This window comes from Nocardioides sp. NBC_00163 (genome assembly GCF_045206295.1).
Taxonomy (GTDB): Bacteria; Actinomycetota; Actinomycetes; order Propionibacteriales; family Nocardioidaceae; genus Nocardioides.
The window spans coordinates 1336474-1353601 of the sequence record NZ_CP108155.1; the positions used below are offsets into that span (position 1 = coordinate 1336474).

The 17128-nt window shown below is 69.5% G+C and carries 18 protein-coding genes; 9 read left to right on the plus strand and 9 right to left on the minus strand.

Annotated features, from left to right (window positions below; genetic code table 11):
• Positions 1-73 precede the first annotated feature (73 nt).
• Positions 74-898 carry an ion transporter gene (locus OG801_RS06415; RefSeq protein WP_406034562.1) on the plus strand — a complete coding sequence of 275 codons (825 nt, stop codon included), beginning with the start codon at positions 74-76 and terminating at the stop codon, positions 896-898.
• 78 nt (positions 899-976) lie between these two features.
• Positions 977-2692 carry a protein kinase domain-containing protein gene (locus OG801_RS06420; protein WP_406034564.1) on the plus strand — a complete coding sequence of 572 codons (1716 nt, stop codon included), beginning with the start codon at positions 977-979 and terminating at the stop codon, positions 2690-2692.
• Between the two features lie 6 nt (positions 2693-2698).
• On the opposite strand, the gene OG801_RS06425 is transcribed toward OG801_RS06420, so the two are convergent.
• Positions 2699-4075 (minus strand): PLP-dependent aminotransferase family protein, encoded by a 1377-nt coding sequence (locus OG801_RS06425; protein ID WP_406034566.1) that lies wholly within the window; start codon positions 4073-4075, stop codon positions 2699-2701.
• Between the two features lie 67 nt (positions 4076-4142).
• Between OG801_RS06425 and OG801_RS06430 the strand changes: the two genes are divergently transcribed.
• The gene (locus tag OG801_RS06430; protein WP_355018163.1) at positions 4143-5105 is read left to right on the plus strand and encodes a DMT family transporter; all 963 of its coding nucleotides are present in this window, start codon (positions 4143-4145) and stop codon (positions 5103-5105) included.
• Here the strand turns inward: OG801_RS06430 and leuA are convergent.
• Positions 5086-6846 carry a 2-isopropylmalate synthase gene (gene leuA, locus OG801_RS06435; RefSeq protein WP_406034568.1) on the minus strand — a complete coding sequence of 587 codons (1761 nt, stop codon included), beginning with the start codon at positions 6844-6846 and terminating at the stop codon, positions 5086-5088. The two genes, OG801_RS06430 and leuA, sit on opposite strands and share 20 nt — an antisense overlap.
• A 212-nt stretch (positions 6847-7058) precedes the next feature.
• On the opposite strand from leuA, the gene OG801_RS06440 reads away from it, so the two are divergent.
• The 4 genes from OG801_RS06440 to OG801_RS06455 are packed head-to-tail and all read left to right on the plus strand — an operon-like array spanning position 7059 to position 9673.
• Positions 7059-7457: a pyridoxamine 5'-phosphate oxidase family protein gene (locus OG801_RS06440; protein WP_355018161.1), complete on the plus strand. Its 399-nt coding sequence runs from the start codon at positions 7059-7061 to the stop codon at positions 7455-7457.
• Positions 7457-7945, plus strand: a complete 489-nt coding sequence (locus tag OG801_RS06445) for a flavodoxin family protein (protein WP_406034570.1) — start codon at positions 7457-7459, stop codon at positions 7943-7945. Before OG801_RS06440 ends, OG801_RS06445 begins: the two co-directional genes overlap by 1 nt.
• 19 nt (positions 7946-7964) lie before the next feature.
• The gene (locus OG801_RS06450; protein ID WP_406034572.1) at positions 7965-8825 is read left to right on the plus strand and encodes a septum formation family protein; all 861 of its coding nucleotides are present in this window, start codon (positions 7965-7967) and stop codon (positions 8823-8825) included.
• A gap of 2 nt (positions 8826-8827) precedes the next feature.
• Entirely contained in the window at positions 8828-9673 is an 846-nt protein-coding gene (locus tag OG801_RS06455; RefSeq protein ID WP_406034574.1) for a septum formation family protein, read from the plus strand.
• A gap of 108 nt (positions 9674-9781) precedes the next feature.
• Here OG801_RS06455 and era read toward each other — a convergent pair whose 3' ends face one another.
• From era to OG801_RS06470, 3 genes are read right to left on the minus strand one after another with little or no spacing between them, the layout of a single operon-like run.
• Positions 9782-10708 carry a GTPase Era gene (era, locus tag OG801_RS06460; RefSeq protein WP_355018157.1) on the minus strand — a complete coding sequence of 309 codons (927 nt, stop codon included), beginning with the start codon at positions 10706-10708 and terminating at the stop codon, positions 9782-9784.
• A complete protein-coding gene (locus OG801_RS06465) occupies positions 10705-11487 on the minus strand; it encodes a siderophore-interacting protein (protein WP_406034576.1) in 783 nt (260 codons plus the stop codon). The genes era and OG801_RS06465 overlap by 4 nt, the downstream gene beginning before the upstream one ends.
• 50 nt (positions 11488-11537) lie before the next feature.
• A complete protein-coding gene (locus OG801_RS06470; protein ID WP_406034578.1) occupies positions 11538-12338 on the minus strand; it encodes a helix-turn-helix domain-containing protein in 801 nt (266 codons plus the stop codon).
• Positions 12339-12424: 86 nt separating this feature from the next.
• Here OG801_RS06470 and OG801_RS06475 point away from each other — a divergent pair, with 86 nt between their 5' ends.
• Positions 12425-12832, plus strand: a complete 408-nt coding sequence (locus OG801_RS06475) for an isomerase (protein WP_355018154.1) — start codon at positions 12425-12427, stop codon at positions 12830-12832.
• 1 nt (position 12833) lies between these two features.
• Positions 12834-13457 carry a hypothetical protein gene (locus tag OG801_RS06480; RefSeq protein WP_406034581.1) on the plus strand — a complete coding sequence of 208 codons (624 nt, stop codon included), beginning with the start codon at positions 12834-12836 and terminating at the stop codon, positions 13455-13457.
• Here OG801_RS06480 and OG801_RS06485 read toward each other — a convergent pair whose 3' ends face one another.
• The 4 genes from OG801_RS06485 to OG801_RS06500 form a co-directional block, all read right to left on the minus strand.
• Positions 13458-13796: a VOC family protein gene (locus tag OG801_RS06485; protein WP_355018152.1), complete on the minus strand. Its 339-nt coding sequence runs from the start codon at positions 13794-13796 to the stop codon at positions 13458-13460.
• Position 13797: 1 nt separating this feature from the next.
• On the minus strand, positions 13798-14334 hold the full coding sequence (locus tag OG801_RS06490) for a pyridoxamine 5'-phosphate oxidase family protein (RefSeq protein WP_406034583.1): 537 nt from the start codon (positions 14332-14334) through the stop codon (positions 13798-13800).
• A gap of 86 nt (positions 14335-14420) precedes the next feature.
• Positions 14421-15725, minus strand: a complete 1305-nt coding sequence (locus OG801_RS06495) for a class I SAM-dependent methyltransferase (RefSeq protein WP_406034585.1) — start codon at positions 15723-15725, stop codon at positions 14421-14423.
• A complete protein-coding gene (locus OG801_RS06500) occupies positions 15722-17110 on the minus strand; it encodes an FAD-binding oxidoreductase (protein ID WP_406034587.1) in 1389 nt (462 codons plus the stop codon). The genes OG801_RS06495 and OG801_RS06500 overlap by 4 nt, the downstream gene beginning before the upstream one ends.
• Positions 17111-17128: the final 18 nt, after the last annotated feature.

Consider the following 17128-nt stretch of genomic DNA (forward strand, 5'->3'; position numbering starts at 1 on the left):
TGATGGCCCACATGACGGCAACGAGGCGTGTGGGTCGTCGCCTTTGGTGGATGCGTCTCCTATCGTGCCGGTCATGAGCTCAACAGGCATCGCGACCGTGCCGACCCGCCCCGCGCGCGACGACCGCGAGCCCGGCACCGCCGCCGGACCGCCGGTCACCGTCGTCGACTGGCTGATGCTGGTGCTTGCCATCTTCTCGGTCGCGGCGGCCGTGTGGGTGACGTTCTGGGACGTGTCGCAAGTCTGGTACGACCGGGTCGTCACCGCCGACTACGTCGTGTGCGCCATCTTCGCCATCGAGTTCGCGTGGCGCTGGCGCCGCTCAGGGCTCGGCTGGAAGTTCCCGCTGATGTACTGGTACGAGCTGCTCGGCATGATCCCGCTCGGCGTCGCCGCCAGCCCCGCCTTCCGCAGCCTCCGGCTGCTGCGGATCGTGCTCATTCTGCTCAGGCTGATGCGCGCCGCCGACCGTGCCTTCGGCGACCGGGTATCGGCGTACGTGGTGGGGAGGTTCTCCGGCGCAATCGTCAACGCGATCCGGAAGCCGATCACGGTCGCGGTGCTCGACGAGGTGATCGCGGTGATCCAGACCGGCAACTACACCCGGCACATCTCCAGCGCGATCGAGGAGAACCGCGCCGAGATCGACACCCTCATCATCGACCTCATCCGTCAGGACCAGGCAGCCGGGAAGCTGAGGTACCTCCCCTTCCACGACGACGTCGTCCGGCTGGTGGCCGACACGGTGCTACGCCTGGTCGACCAGGGCCTGGCCGACCCGCGGGTCCACGAGATCATCTCCGACGCCATCCGCGAGTCCGCCAAGGAGCTGCGGGAGAACATCGGCTCGGACCACCACTCCGCGGTCAAGCGGGATCAGGAGCGGTTCGGCAAGTAGGTCTCGATTTCTTTGCGAAACCCGCTGAAGTAGGTGTCACCGCAGTCCACCGGGCCGGATTCAGGGCATGATTCCGCCATGAGCGCGACCTTCCCGACCAGTCTCGGGCGGCTACAACAGGTCCGCCACATCGGCGCCGGCGCTTTCGCCTCCGTGTGGCTCTACTACGACCCCGATCTCGACTCCCACGTCGCGGTCAAGGCGCTCTCCCCCGGGTGGGTGTCGAACCCAGAGATCCACAAGCGCTTCCTCCAGGAGGCACGGCTGCTCCGCTCGGTCGACTCGCCCCATGTCGTGCGTGTCTACGACATCGGCCAGACGAGCACCGGCATCCCCTTCTTCGTGATGTCGTACGCCGACGGCGGCTCGGTCGCCGACCTGCTCAAGCGCTCCCCGGGCGGCCTGGACGTGCACGAGGTCGCCGACATCGTCGCGCAGGCCGCAGACGGACTCATGGCGTTGAAGGCTCGCGGGGTGATCCACCGCGACATCAAGCCCGCCAACCTGCTGCTCACCTCCGAGACCTCCGGCGGCACCGCGGGCGCTCGCCGGGTGATGATCGCCGACCTCGGCGTGGCCCGCTCGCTCGACTCGCTCAACGAGGTCACCCGCGACATCGGCACCCCGTCCTACATGGCGCCCGAGCAGCTCGACCCGTCACTGCCGATCGACCACCGCGCCGACGTACGAGCCCTGGGCGCGGTCGCCTGGGCACTGCTCGCCGGCCGCTCCCCCGCCCCCGCTCTCGGGCTCACCTCCCGGGTGCCCGAGGCAGGTTCCGTACGTCCCCTCCCGGCCCCGATCAGCCAGGCCATTGCCCGGGCACTCGAGCCCCGGGCCGAGGACCGCTGGCCCGACGCGCGCTCGTTCGCCGACGGGCTCCGCAGCGCGGTCAAGGGCACCCCCGTCACCCCCGGACCACAGCCTCACTCCGCGCCCCAGCCTCCCCCGCCCACCTCGCCGTGGCAGAAGTCGGCAGCCCCGCCCAGCGGGCCGCCGAGCGGTCCACCCAGCGGCCCGCCGACCGGATCGCCCTTCGAGCAGCCCACGACGGTGCCCACGAGCATCGCGACGCAGCACCCGCCGAAGCGGAAGCGCACCGGGCTCCTGGTCGGTGGCCTGGCCGCGGTGGTGGTCGTCGGGCTCGTCGCAGGGCTGATCTTCTTCATGACCAATGGGGGAAGCGACGTACCCGAGGCCGGTGAGTGCCGCAATCTCGACTACGCCGCGGCGACCGAGTTCGTCGACGAGACGGAGCCGGTGGACTGCGCCGAGCCGCACACGCTCTACACCTTCCACGTCGCCACCGACGTGAAGGCCTACAACGACAACGAGGCCGCCGGGGCCGCCTGCTTCACCCGCCTGGAGACCGGCCTCGGACTGCACCCCGAGACGCTGGCCCGCACCGCCTACATCGTGAGCTGGTACTGGCCCTCGGAGGCCACCTGGAACGACGGCGACCGCTATGTACGATGCGATGTCGGGGTGACGGTCCAGGGGGCGCCGATGATCGACCTGCCCGAGGACCCGGTGCCCGACCCGTTCCCGGCCGACCTGCGGGCCTGCATCGACAGCAAGATCGACAAGGTCGTCCGCTGCGGGACCACCCACGACTACATCGTCGTCGACACCTTCGAGATGACCGGCGACACCTACCCCGAGCAGAGCGAGACCAACGTCCAGGGGCTGGGCGGCTGTCCGACGGACGCGACGATGTTCAAGGCGCCGTTCCGGACCGCCTGGATGGCCGGCAGCCGCCTGGGACTCTGCGCGAAGTACGACGTCGAGTCCTAGGAGTTCCTAGGAGATCAGTGGCGCCAGCCGCCTGACCGCCTCCCGGAGGCGGTCAGGGGTCGTCGCCGCGTAGCCGATCACCAGGCCCGGCGGACCGTCACCCTCGCGGTGCCGGCTCAACGGGTGGACGGCGATGCCCGCCTCGAGCGCGGCCGTGGCGAGAGCCGCGTCGTCGACTCCCTCGGGCAGCGTCGCCAGGACGTGCAGTCCAGCCGCGACGCCGCCGACCCGAACGGCAGGCAGGTGCTCGGCGAGCGCCTCGAGCAGGGCGTCGCGGCGAGCCTTGTGTCGCTGCCGAACCAGTCTCAGGTGCCGCTCGAAGGCACCCGAGGTGAGCATCCGCGCCAGGGTGATCTGGGGTAGCGCCGGGCTGGCCAGATCGAGCCAGTAGCGCGCCTCGACCAGCTCCTCCTGCATGCCGGACGGGGCGACCAGCCAGCCGATCCGCATCGCGGGCGCGAGCGTCTTGGAGACGCTGCCGAGATGGACGATCCGGTCGGGTGCGAGCACCTTCACGGCCGCGACCGGCGGCCGGTCGTAGCGGTGCTCGGCGTCGTAGTCGTCCTCGATCACCAGCCGGTGCGGCACCGCCCGAACCCACTCGACCAGCTCCCGGCGCCGCTGCGGGGAGAGCACGACCCCGGTCGGGAACTGGTGTGCGGGCGTGACCACGACGGCATCGACACCGCTGGCATCGAGCGCCGCGACGTCCAGGCCATCACCGTCCACCGGCACCGGGACCGTCGTCATCCCCCACCGCTGCAGGTGCACGCGGCCGCCGTACGATCCCGGCTCCTCGAAGCCGACCCTGGTCCGGCCGCGCTCCTCCAGCCAGCGCGCCAGGAGCACGAGCCCCTGGGCGACGCCGTTGATCACCAGGATCTCGTCGGGCGAGACCGTGAGGCCGCGGGTGCGGCCCAGCCAGACCGCGAGCGCCTCCCGCAGCACCGGCACGCCGCGCGGGTCGCCGTAGCCGAGGTCGGCGCTGCCGATCTCGGCGAGCACCTCCCGCGACGCCTTCGCCCACGCGGCCCGTGGAAAGGCCGAGAGGTCGGGCACTCCCGGGGAGAGGTCCAGGTCGGGAGTCGGCAGCCGAGTGGCGGCACCGAGGCGGCGTACGGCTCCGGGGACCGCGCTCACCCGCGTGCCCCCGCCGCTGCGGGCCGAGAGCAGCCCCTCGTCGGTGAGTCGCTGGTACGCCTCGACCACCACCCCGCGCGAGACGCCGAGCTGGGTGGCGAGGGTGCGCGATGCCGGCACCCGGGCCCCGACCGCGAGCCGGCCGTCGGCGACCGCGTCGCGCAGCGCACCGGTGAGCCAGGCCGCCAGCCCACCCGGCGGCACTCCGGTCGAGTCGAGCTGGAGGAAGTCCGCACCGGTCATTTGGTCCACTCTGCCACGTCTGGTTTGGATCTGTCTGCCAGACCAAGTTCGGGCGAACCTCGTAGACATGACCACCGAAGCCCTCCCACACCCCGATACCGCCGGCGGAGCAGCACCGAACCGCGGCACCCTGCTCGGCATCGTCTTCGCCGCGGCCGGGATGGTCTGCGTCGGCAGCAGCGTCGCCGTCTCGGCCGCGATCACCGATGCCCCGCTCTTCACCCTTCAGAGCGTCCGGTACGCCCTCGCCGCCCTCCTCCTGCTCGCCGTCGCGCGGGTCACCGGCTGGCGGGTGCCACGGCCGCGAGGTCGCGAGTGGCTCTGGCTGGCCGGGGTGGCGACCGCCGGCCTGGTGCTCTTCAACGTCGGTGTCGTCCGCGGTGTCGCCCACGCCGAGCCGGCGGTGATCGGCGTCGCCGTCGCCGCGGTCCCGATGCTGCTGGCGGTCGTCCCGGCGGTCGCGACCCGCACCCTCCCGGCTCGCACGGTGATCATCGGGGCCATGGTCGTGACCGCGGGGGCCGTCGTGGTCGAGGGCTTCGGGAGGACCGATGCGGCCGGGGTCGGCTACGCGCTCCTGGTGCTGGTCTGCGAGGCGGGCTTCACGCTCCTGGCGGTGCCCGTCCTTCCGCGCTTGGGCGCGTTCGGCGTCTCGTTCCACTCGGTGTGGATGGCCACCGCCGGGATGGCCGTCATCGGTGTCGCCACCGAGGGACCGGCCGCCGTCACCACGCTCGACACCGTCGACCTGCTCGCGGCGCTCCACCTGGCCGCGGTCGTCACCACGCTGGCGTTCCTGCTCTGGTTCACCGCGGTCAAGCGCCTCGGCTCCGGCCGCGCCGGCCTGCTGACCGGCGTCGTGCCCGTGTCCGCGGCCGCCCTCGGCGTACCCCTCAACGGCATCGTGCCCGGCCCGATGGTGTGGGTGGGCACGGCGGTGGTCGCGCTGGGCCTGGTGATCGGGCTGCGCGGGTCGCCGCTGCGGGGTCGCCCCCGCAGCGGCGCCGAGGTCAGCCGCGCGGGATCGTGACCGCCTGGGCGCGGTTGGCCGCGCAGACGACGGCCCGCAGGGAGGCGGTGACGATGTTCTCGTGGATGCCGATGCCCCACACGATCTCGCCGGCGATCTCACACTCGACGTACGCAGCCGCAGCCGCGTCGCCACCGGCGGAGAGCGCGTGCTCGGCGTAGTCGAGGACCCGGATCTCGGCGCCGGCATCCTTCAGCGCGTCGACGAACGCGGCCACCGGGCCGTTGCCGACGCCCTTGTAGGTGCGCTCCTCACCGCGCACCCGCAGGTCGACGACCTGCTCGTCGCCGCCCTCGGCGTCGGTCACCGAGGACCAGCTCTCCAGGGCGTACGGCTCCTCGCGCTCGAGGTACTCGGCGGAGAAGATCGACCAGATCTCCTCGGGGCTGACCTCGCCACCCTCGGAGTCGGTGTGCTGCTGGACCACGCGGCTGAACTCGATCTGCGCGCGACGCGGCAGGTCCAGGGAGTGCTCGGTCTTGAGCAGGTAGGCCACGCCGCCCTTGCCGGACTGGCTGTTGACCCGGATGACGGCCTCGTAGGTGCGGCCGACGTCCTTGGGGTCGATGGGCAGGTAGGGCGCCTCCCACGGGATCTCGCTGGTCGGCTTGCCGGCCTCGGCGGCGATCCGGTCGAGGTCCTCCAGGCCCTTCTTGATGGCGTCCTGGTGGGAGCCGGAGAAGGCGGTGTAGACCAGGTCGCCGGCGTAGGGGTGGCGCGGGTGGACGTTGATGTTGGTGACGTACTCGACCGTGCGGCGGATCTCGTCGATGCCGCCGCCGACGGTGAAGTCGATCTGCGGGTCGATGCCCTGGGAGAAGAGGTTCATGCCCAGGGTGACCAGGTCGACGTTGCCGGTGCGCTCACCGTGGCCGAACAGGCAGCCCTCGACGCGGTCGGCGCCGGCCATCAGGCCGAGCTCGGTGGCCGCGACCGCGGTGCCGCGGTCGTTGTGCGGGTGGAGGCTGATCGCGGAGTGCTCGCGGCGGGTCAGGCCCCGGCCGAAGTACTCGATCTGGTCGGCATAGGTGTTCGGGGTGGACATCTCCACGGTGGCGGGCAGGTTGAGGATGATCTCCCGGCCGGCCTCCGGCTGCCACACGTCCGAGACCCGCTCACAGACCTCGAGTGCGTAGTCGGTGTCGGTCTGGGTGAAGATCTCCGGGCTGTACTGGTATCCGAAGTCCTCGGTGCCGATCAGCTCGGGGACGTGCTCCTCGGCGTACTTCATCACCAGCTCGGTGCCGCGCACGGCGATCCCGATGCACTCGGCCGGGGTCACGTTGAACACGACCCGGCGGAACAGCTCGGCGGTGGCGTTGTAGAGGTGGATCGTGGCGCGCGGGGCGCCGGCGATCGACTCCGCGGTGCGTGAGATGAGGTCCTCGCGGGCCTGGGTCAGGACCGAGATCTGTACGTCATCGGGGATCCGGTCGTCCTCGATCAGCTTGCGCACGAAGTCGAAGTCGGTCTGCGACGCCGACGGGAAGCCGACCTCGATCTCCTTGTAGCCCATCGCGACCAGCAGCTCGAACATCCGCAGCTTGCGGGCCGGCGTCATCGGGTCGATCAGGGCCTGGTTGCCGTCACGCAGGTCGGTGGAGAGCCAGCGCGGAGCCTTGGTGATCTTCTTGGCGGGCCAGGTGCGATCAGGTACGTCGACGGGCACGAAGGCGCGATAGCGCTCGTGCGGCATCCCCGACGGCTTCTGCTGATTGCTGGAGTTGCTCAGGTTGGTCATGCGGAATCCTCAACAGATGGAAGCGAGTGCCGGCGCACGTCGAACCTCCGCAGCGAGGGAGTCCGGCTTTCTCAGACCCCGCTGCGGCAGCTAAGGAGGAGGCTGCGCATCATGACTCGGTAACAATAACAGAACAGAACTGGCAGACTGACCGGGCAGGCGATTGATCCTCAACACTGAGACAGAAGTGACGACGAAGGGGAGGAACGGGCGTGGCCCAACTGGCAGAGCTCACGGTCGAGGAGTCCTGGCGGCTCGCGGCGGACATCCAGGTCTCCCGGATCGGCTGGAACGGCCCGCGCGGCCCGGTGGTGCTGCCGGTCAACCACGTCGTGCACGAGGAGGCCCTCTGGATCCGCACCTCGGCCCACTCCTCGATGGCCGAGCAGATCGACGAGAGCGCCGTCGCGCTGCTGGTCGACGACCTCGACCCCGACACCCATGTGGGCTGGTCGGCGCTGTTCAAGGGCCGCGCGGAGATCCTCTACCGCGAGGACCAGATCCCCGACCTCGTCAAAAACCTCCACCCCTGGCCGGCCGGCCCTCGTCCGTTGTGGGTGCGGCTGCGCCCCAAGGAGGTCACCGGCCGCCGCCTGGGCGCTGACGGCTGATGCCTCGCCTGCTCGTCGTCCACCACTCCCCCACCCGGTCGCTGCGGCGCCTGACCGATGCGGTGGTCTCCGGCGCCAACGATCCCGAGATCGAGGGGGTCGAGGTCGTCGTACGTCCCGCCCTGGAGGCGACGGCCGACGACGTCCTGGCCGCCGACGGATACGTGCTCGGCACGAGCGCCAACTTCGGCTACATGTCGGGCGCCCTGAAGCACTTCTTCGACTCGACCTTCCTGGCCGTCGGTGGCGCGCTCGCCCCCTCCGGGGCAGCAGGCGAGTCAGAGGGCGAGACCGCCAAGCGCCCCTACGGCCTCTACGTCCACGGCCGCTACGACACCACCGGCGCGATCCGCTCGGTGCAGTCCATCGTCGGAGCGCTCGGGTGGGCCCAGTCCTACGACATCCTCGACGTCTTGGGAGACGTCGAGGACGTGCATGTCGAGGCGGCGTACGAGCTGGGAGCCACGCTGGCCGCGGTCCTCGACTGATTGTCCTTTCGGTCTGCTCATGGATTCGCAAGTAGAGTCGATCCCCGTGATCGGCCATACCCCCAGACGTACGACATCTCTGTCGCTCCTGATCGTGGTGCTCGCCGTCCTCGCGCTCAGCGGGTGCGGCGGCGATCGGGCTGCCGCCAAGGGCGAGGACCCGAAGCAGGTGGACTCAACCACGCTGCCCGAGGTCGGCAAGTGCCGCAACCTCACCCACGAGGATGTCGCCGAGGCCTACAACTTCGACAAGTACGTCGGCTGCGACGAGCCGCACAACGCCGAGACCTTCGGCGCCGGACCGCTTCCGGACGAGTTCAAGGACGCGGAGTACGGCGACGAGAAGGTCAACGAGTGGGCCTTCAGCCAGTGCCGCAAGCTGCTGGAGAAGTATGTCGGCACCAACCAGAGCCTGCTGATGCGCTCGATGCTCTCCCACGTCTACTTCGGCCCCTCGGAGAAGGCCTGGGACGAGGGCGCGCGCTGGATCCGCTGCGACGTGGTCGGCGGCGGCCAGCAGGGCGCCGAGTACGTCGACCTGCCGACCACCACCCGCAACCTCCTCAAGGTCAAGAACATCGAGGACATCGAGGACCGTTGGATGGTGTGCGCGCAGGGCAAGACGGTCACCTCCGCGAAGGTGCCCTGCTCCGAGCCGCACCAGATGCGGGCGGTGACGACCATCAAGCTGGGCGAGGACAAGACCAAGTTCCTCGGCGTCGCGGAGTCGAAGAAGAAGGCCTCGCAGTACTGCAAGGGCTCGGTCCAGGCCTGGTTGGGTTACCCGGAAAGCTTCGACTACGGGTACACATGGTTTGGAGAGAAGGAGTGGAACGCCGGCAACCGCTGGGCGGTCTGCTGGGCGGTGACCGAGGAGTGAGCATGCGAGACACGCTGAAGCGGGGCCCGAAGCGATCGGCGCCGTTGTGGGGGGCTCTCGTCGTCGTGGGGGCCATGGCTCTCGCCGGTTGCGGTGGCGGCGAGCCGAAGTCGGCTCCGTCACCCTCGTCGGCGCCTCCGTCCGCCTCCGCGTCTGCGGCTCCGTCCCCGAAGGAGGGGGCCTGCTACAACCTCACCTACGACGAGGCGCTGGCCCCGACCGCCGGCGGCACCGCGGTCTCCTGCAAGGGCAAGCACACCACCCAGACGTACGCCGTGGGCCGGCTGAAGAACGTCGTCGACGGCCACCTCATCGCGGTCGACTCGGAGCAGGTCGCGGCCCAGGTCGCCGAAGCGTGCCCCAACAAGGTCACCAAGTACCTCGGTGGCGACGCCGACGACCTGCGTCTCTCGATGCTGCGCCCGGTCTGGTTCACGCCGACGATCAAGGAGTCCGAGGCTGGCGCCAACTGGTTCCGCTGCGACGTCATCGGCATCGCCGGCCCCAACGCCCTGATGACCCTCAAGGGCAACATGAAGGGCGTCCTGGGCGACTCCGACACCGCCGAGCCGTTCCGGATGTGCGGCACGGCCTCGCCGAAGTCCGAATCCTTCAAGCGCGTCCCGTGCTCCCTCAAGCACACCTGGCGGGCGCTGTCGGTCATCGACCTCGGCTCCGGGAAGTACCCCGGCGAGGCGAAGGTCAACAGCGCCGGCGCCGAGGACTGCAAGGCCGCTGCCGCCGAGGTCGCCGACGACCCGCTCAAGTACGAGTGGTCCTGGGAGTTCCCCAGCGCCGAGCAGTGGCAGGGCGGGCAGACGTACGGGATCTGCTGGGCGCCGAGCTAGGGCGGATGGAATACCCGGTTAACCGGGTATTCCTGCACTTCTCGGGCATTGCAACACCTGAGAAGTGCAGGAAAGACCGGAGCGCTGTGACCGGTGAGACGCCTGGGACTAGAACCCGAGCTTGCGCAGCTGCCGCGGATCGCGCTGCCAGTCCTTGGCGATCTTGACGTGCAGGTCGAGGTAGACCGGCATACCGAGCAGCTCCTTGATCTGCAGGCGCGCGCGCTGGCCGACGTCCTTGAGGCGTGAGCCCTTGTGGCCGATCACGATGCCCTTCTGGGAGTCGCGCTCGACGTACAGGAAGGCGTGGATGTCCATCAGCGGCTTGTCCTCCGGACGGTCCTCACGCAGCCGCATCTCCTCGACGACGACGGCGATGGAGTGCGGGAGCTCGTCGCGTACGCCTTCCAGGGCTGCCTCGCGGATGAGCTCGGCGATGATGATCTCCTCGGGAGAGTCGGTGAGCTCGCCGTCGGGGTAGAGCGGCGGCCCCTCGGGGAGGAGCTTGATCAGCAGGTCGCCGAGGAGGTCGACCTGGTCGCCGGCGACGCTGGAGACCGGGACGATCTCGGCCCACTCGATGCCGAGCTCGACCCCGAGGGTCTGGATCGACATCAGGTGCTCGCCGATCTGCTCGGGGGTGGCGAGGTCGGTCTTGGTGGCGATCGCGACCCGCTTGATGCCCTTCTTGAGCTTATTGGCGTTCTCCGCGATCCGGCGGTCACCGGGGCCGATCTTCTCGTTGCACGGGAAGCAGATCGCGACCACGTCGACCTCGGTCCAGGTGGCCTCGACCAGGTCGTTGAGGCGCTCGCCGAGCAGCGTACGCGGCCGGTGGATGCCCGGGGTGTCGACCAGGATCAGCTGGCCGTCGGGCCGGTGGACGATGCCCTTGACCACGGTGCGGGTGGTCTGCGGCTTGTCGGAGGTGATCGCCACCTTGGTGCCGACCAGCGCGTTGGTCAGGGTGGACTTGCCCGCGTTGGGGCGTCCGACGAACGACACGAAGCCGCTCCGGAAAGCTGGCTCGGTCACTGTTGCTGCTCCTGTTGCTCGTCGTATCGCTGCCAGATCTGCTCATCGGTGAGCCCCTGGGCCTTGCCCTCACGCCACACCGGTCCGGGATCGACCGCGCGCGGCTGCCGCTTCTGGCCGCCACCGCGCCAGTAGCCCATCACGTCGTAGGCGTGCGAGTCGAGCTTCCGCTCGCGCATCAGATGCTTGCGGATCGCCCGCATCTGGCTGGACTCACCGGCCATCCAGAAGTAGCCGTCGCCTTCGGGCCACTCGATCTTCTCCACGGCCGCCGCCAGGTCGGAGGAGGTCTCCGACGGCGGCGTCGACCAGGTGACCTCGGCGGTCTCCGGGAGATATCCGGGCAGGTCGTCGGCGGTCTCGGCCCAGATTCGCGTCGGCAGCGAAGTGGTCTCGGCGATCCGCGCCATGGCCGGCATCGCGGTCAGATCGCCGACCAGCAGCAGCCATTGTGCGCCGTCGGGCGCGGCGTAGGAGCCCTTGGGCTCGGTGATCGTGACCGTCTGCCCCACGGGATCGGTGCGCGTAGCCCACTCGGTCACCAGACCGACGTCGTGGACGACGACGTCGAGGGTCAGCTCGCCACCCTGCCACGACCGCACGGTGTAGTAGCGCGACTGGAACTGCCCCGGGACGATCAGCCCGACCCATTCGTCGGGGATCCCGGTGGAATCGAACCCGGCCAGGCCGGGACCGCCGAGCACCAGACGTACGAGGTGGGGCGTGATCTGCTCGCGCCGCAGCACCTCCGCGGCGTACTGCTGGGCCTTGACACTCATCGCCTCAAGGTTATCCGCGCAGACGCGGCCCGCCCGCATCAGCGCCGCACTCATTCGTGGCTGATGGCGAGCAGAGCCTCTCGAGTCGCGTCGTCGGCCGGGAACATCGCCTCCACCGCGATCTCGTCGACCGTCACGTCACGAGGCGCGCCGATCACGGAGAGGACGTAGAGGAAGGACAGATCTCCGAGGCTCGTACGCAGCAGCAGCGGCAGCACCGGCAAGGCGCCGTCCCTCGCCGTGACCGCCGGCGCCTCCACCTCGGCTCCGGGCGGTGCCGGATATCCCTCCACGTCTTCGAGGAGCTCGACGAGGCCATCGGCCGCGGTGCGGTCGAGCTGCCGGCGGATGCGGCCGACGACGTGGGCCCGCCACTGCGTGTAGTTGCGCACCTGCGCCGCCAGGCCGTCGGGATGCAACGTCGCGCGCAGCATGTTGAGCCGCGGCTGCCGCAGCGCGTCCGGCAGCGGAGCCAGGAAGAGCTCCATGGGCCGGTTGGTCGCCACCATGTCCCAGCGGACGTCGACAGCGCAGGCCGGATAGGGCTCGTGGGCGGTGAGCACCGCCTCGACGGCGGACCTGGCGACCCCGAGGTCGTCGAGCGGTCGCTCCTGGTAGACGGGCGCGAACCCAGCCGCGAGATAGAGCCGGTTGCGCTCGCGCAGCGGCACCTCGAGCTCCTCGCAGAGCCGCTCGATCATCGTCCGGCTCGGGCCCGACCGTCCCGTCTCGATGAAGCTGAGATGGCGGGCCGACACGTCGGCCGCGATCGCCACCTCGAGCTGCGAGCGACGGCGCCGCTCGCGCCAGTCCCGAAGCAGCTCTCCGACGCTCAGCTGGGCCGTTGTCATGCACCCAGGCTGCCGGGCGGAGCGCGGCGCGGCAACTACCCAAGAGGTAATCGACAGGGCTCACCCGAAGGCGGATCGTCTTGGCCATGACGACTGAAACCACACCCCGTTCACCTGCCGCCACCGCCGAGGCGTACGTCTCGTTCTGGAACCTCTCCGCCGAGGAGCAGCGCACCCTCGGCGCCACCCTGTTCGCCGACGACGTCGCTCGCTCCACCCCGATCGGCGAGTCCGCGGGCCTCGAGGCGCTGATCGACTTCACCCGCCAGTTCACCGAGGGAGTCGGTGACTACACGTTCATGGCCCGCGCCGAGCCCGACTCGCACCACAAGCACGTCCGGGTGCGCTGGGAGATCCGCAAGGAGGAGGGCTCGTTCGCCGAGGGCACCGACGTCCTCGATCTGGACGGGTCCGGACGGATCGCCGCGATCACCGCGTTCATCGATCGCGCCCCCGACGGCTTCGATCCCGACGCCCACCACGAGGAGGACTGACGTGTTCCTGATCGAGATCGCCGCTCCCGCCGGAGCGCTCACCGACGGCGACCGAGCGACGCTGACAAAGGCGGTGACGTCGCTCCTCAACGAGGGCGTCAGCGCGCCGGAGGAGACCATGGCTCGAGGCCGGGCGGTGACCCACATCGCCTTTCGCGAGCTCGCCGGATGGACCACCGGTGACGGGAGGTGGAGCCCGCCGGCCCCGCCGCCGCTGGTCATCACGGCCACCGTTCCCGAGGCTTGGCGGGAGGAGATGTCTCGCCCGTTGTCCGGCGCCATCCGTGCCGGCGTACGCAGACTCGACCGCCACCACGGCTGGACCAGGCCGGGCGGGCACCTCTGGATCAACCTCGTCGGGATCGCGGACGGCAGCATCGGGCTCAACGGCAGCCCCGCGACGGCAGACGACCTGACGAGCTGGATGACCGAGGAGTTCCGTACGCGACACAGCGCGGGCGGCGAGGTCGACCTCCCCGAGGGCGTCGTCATCGATCCGATGTGCGGCATGCAGGTCACCCTCGGCCGCGGAGCGATCACGCTGGAGCACGACGGGGAGACCATCGGCTTCTGCGCGGCGTCCTGCCGACGTGCCTACGCCAAGGAGCACGGCGTCCCGGCCTGATCAGGCCGGGCCACCGCCCAGCCCGACCTCGTTGCCGTCAGGATCGCGGAAGATGGTCTTGCGGACCCCGTTGTCGTACGTCTCCTGCGACTCCGGCCGCAGGCCGCGGTCGGCGATCGCGGCGAGGCGGGCGTCCAGGTCGTCGACAAAGAGGGTGACGAAGCCACGGCCCGCGAGCTCCGGCCTCACCTCGACGTAGAGGTAGCCGTGCTCGACCACCTCGAAGACGGCCTCGGCGTCGTTGGGGTAGAAGGCCGGCGGGCCACCGAGCAGCGCCTCGTACCAACGGGCCGCTCGGGCCAGGTCCGCTACCGGAAGTCCGGCGAACAGGTCGGTCATCTCAGAACCTCCAGCGGGTCGCGCCGTAGGGCTCGACGGTCGCGACCGCATGGGCGGAGGTCGCGTCGATGCGGAAGACGTGCCAGGGCGCCGGGCCGGCGCTCTGCGCGTTGAACGGCGCCGTGACGGCCTCGCCCGACTCGTCGACCTCGGCCGGCCAGCCCTCGTCGTCGTGGTAGTGCTTGGCCACGCGCTCGAGCTCGTCGCCGAGGACCCGCGCCACGCGGCCCTCCACGACCAGGTCGAACTCACGGACCGAGAGCGACAGCGCGCAGCGGGGATCGCGGGCGTGGTTGCGGCCACGCCGCGTTCCAGGCCCCGTGACCAGGTAGAAGCTGCCGTCGAGCCAGATCGCGCCGACGGCGTTCACGTGCGGACCGCCGTCGGCGTTGATCGTGCTCACCCAGGTCGTGTAGCGCCCGGGCTCGCCCTCCTGTGACCCAGGCCCCTGGTTGAAGCCTTGGTCCAGTCGAGCGGTCACCTCCGCCCAGGACATCGGCGGGGCGTCGTACATCTCGGCGAGGTTGCGGGTCTCCATGGCGGTGTCTCCTTCGGCTGGTTCAGGACTCTTCACCTGTTCCACGAAGGAGTCACCGCCATTTCGACAGATGTCACGAACTCGATCTAGAAGCTGTGCCGCAGCGGGTAGCCGGAGAGCCCGTCCACCGTCTTGGTGGCGAGCACGTGGTGGAGCTGGATGTTGTTGCGCTCGAAGCCGATCCGGGAACCGGCCATGTAGATGCCCCAGACCTTCGCGGTGCCGAGGCCGACCTCGTTGACGCAGGCGTCCCAGTTGTCGCGGAGGTTGTCGTTCCACGCCGTGAGGGTCTTGGCGTAGTGGACCCGGATGTTCTCGTGGTGCTGCACCTCGAGGTCGGTGTTCTCGATCGCGGACACGATGGTGCCCGAGCCGATCAGCTCGCCGTCGGGGAAGACGTAGCGGTCGATGAAGGCCCCCGCGTTCGCCTTCGAGATGTTGTCGGGACGAGTGATGCAGTGGTTGAGCAGCCGGCCCCCGTCGCGCAGCTTGCTCTTGATGAAGCCGAAGTAGGCCGGGTAGTTGGCCACGCCGATGTGCTCGGTGAGCCCGATGGAGCTGACCGCGTCGAAGTCCCCCTCGACCACGTCGCGGTAGTCGGAGAAGCGCACCTCGGCGACGTCGTCGAGACGATCGGCCTTGATCGCCTTCTGGGCCCAGTTGGCCTGCTCGCGCGAGAGCGTGACACCGAGCGCCTTGACGCCGTAGTGCTTGGCCGCGTGGCGCACCATCCCGCCCCAGCCGCAGCCGATGTCGAGCAGCCGCATGCCGGGCTCGAGCCCGAGCTTGCGGCAGATCAGGTCGTACTTGGCCGCCTGCGCCTCCTCGAGCGTGGCGTCATCGGTCGGGTAGAGCGCACAGGTGTAGGTCATCGACGGGCCGAGGACGTACTCGTAAAAGGTGTTGGAGACGTCGTAGTGGTGGTGGATCGCGTCGGCGTCGCGCTCGGGCGAGTGCCGCGTCCACGGCAGCGCGCTGATCGCGCGACCGGAGAGGTGGCGTACGTTCTCGGCCCGCTGCCGCCATGCCGGCAGGTGCTCCTGCGGCGGTGGCTTGGGCGGGACGAAGTTCTTCGCCCCGAGCGCGCGCACCATGTCGACCGTCTCCCGGGGACTGGGCCGTTTGAAGTCGGTCTTGTCCAGGATCAGGTCCAGGAGCGGGTAGGGATCGCCCGGGTGGATGCCGTGCAGGGCCATGTCACCGCTGACGTAGGCACGTGCCAGCCCCAGATCGCCCGGCGCGGTCAGCAGGAACGCGAGCCCGCGCGGGTTGAGGATCTCCATCCCGAAGGGAGAGTCCCTGTCGCCGGCGACACTGCCGTCGTACGCGGTGAGCTTGATTGGCAGCCCACCCTCGAAGAGTTCGTTGATGGTCTCTGCAATGTGGTTCACAGTCTCTTCACCGCCTTGCTGTACAGATCGGTCAACCGGTTGCCGGGGTCATACCTCGCCTTCACGGCAGCGAGGTTGTCCCCGTCATAGAGAGCGTCGAAGACATCCTTGTCATAGAACGCCTCGGAGTAGAGCGATTTATGCCCGCCGAGCTCGTGGACCTGTTCCTCGATCGCACGGTTCTTGGGGGCGTTGACGGCTCCGGGGCCGACGTGGACCGTGCCCCAGAAGCCGACGTTGACGTACGTCCGGCCCGCCTCGAGCGGGTAGGTCGGCCATTTCCCTCCAGTGTTCGTCCCCTGGGAGACCAGCGGACACAGCCACACCGGCCGCATCCCGATCTCGGCATCGAACCACTCCAGGAACGCCGGAAGGTTCTCGACCGGGACCTCGATGTCCTGGATCACCCGTTCCCGCAGGAGCCGTCCGGCACGCGCGTCGAGCTTGTCGGCGATGCCGAACTTCCGGTCCAGGCCGACCAGCTTCATGTAGACGTCCGAGCGCCGTAGCCGGCGCGGCCACACTCTGCGGAGGTACTTGTTCTGCGCGCCGAAGGCGCCCGAGCACCAGAACCAGTCGGTGTCCCAGCGCCACAGGTAGTCGTAGGTCGTCAGCAGGTCAGTCTCACGCTCTTGGATCGAGCGGTAGTAGATCTGCTGGCCGCCGTAGTCGCTGGCCCGCTCGGTGACCTGTTGCGTGGCCTTGTCGGTCCAGGTCGCGAGGGTCAGGTAGTACTCCCCCGGCTCGAACGCGACACCGTCGAGCCCGTCGACCCGCTCCCCCTCGTACGTCCTGCTCTCGGTGATCTGCGCGATCGTCTTCGTGAGCAGGCCGAGGTCGTCGAAGCGTACGTGGCGCAGCGCGACGTAGCCCGGCACCTTCTCCAGCTTGATCTTGAGCCGGGTGGCGTAGCCGAGGGAGCCGTAGGAGTTGGGGAAGGTGTCGAAGAGGTCGTCCCCGGGTCGGGTCGTGACGATCTCGCCCGCCCCGGTCAAGATGTCCATCTCCAGCACCGACTCGTGCGGCATCCCGTTGCGGAACGAGGTGGCCTCGATGCCCATCCCGGTCACCGCGCCACCGAGCGTGATCGTGCGCAGCTGCGGGACGACGTACGGGATCATCCCGTACGCCAAGGTGGCGTCGACGAGGTCCTCGTAGGTGCACATCCCCTGTACGTCGGCAGTGCCCGCCTCGGCATCGACCTCGATCACGCCGCCCAGGCCGGAGACGTCGAGACCGGGGGTGTCGGTCGCAGCTCGGGCCCGGAAGAGGTTGGTGGTGCGTTTGGCCAACCTGACGGGAGCGCCGTCAGGGATCCGCTTGTAGGAGGCCGTCAGCCGCTCGACGGCCTCGGTGTGTCGTTGCCAACCAGTCTCACCCGTCACTCCACGCACTTTACTCGC